Origin of the sequence: Vibrio sp. 10N.222.49.C9, from assembly GCF_041474985.1 — a bacterium.
GTDB lineage: Bacteria > Pseudomonadota > Gammaproteobacteria > Enterobacterales > Vibrionaceae > Vibrio > Vibrio crassostreae_C.
Window position 1 is genome coordinate 1 of sequence record NZ_JBFRVD010001095.1, and the last position, 282, is coordinate 282.

Annotated in this window: 1 protein-coding gene; it reads left to right on the forward strand. The window is 42.2% G+C overall.

Annotation, left to right across the window (positions count from 1 at the left end):
* The coding region (locus AB4585_RS27045) for a LysR substrate-binding domain-containing protein (RefSeq protein WP_372171824.1) at positions 1 to 282 on the forward strand (282 nt) is incomplete at both ends.

Here is a 282-nt window from a genome sequence, read left to right on the forward strand (position 1 = left end):
GTGCTTCGTGCACCGCAAGATCAGCGCTACTTGAGTAATCTGATTACTCAGGTATCAGAGCAAGCACCCGGTATAACTTTGTCTTTGATTTCAGAAGCGAGTCAGACAACGACTTCCCTTAATCAAAACGTTGATTTTGTTATTGATGTAGAGTCTGTAATGACAGAGGGCTTTACCAATAGCTTGCTAGTATCCGATGAGCTAGTTGTGGTGTTTGCTAACAATCACCCACGTCTGACTCAATATTCAAACCTTTGCTTCGAGTTCTTACAAGCAGAGAAA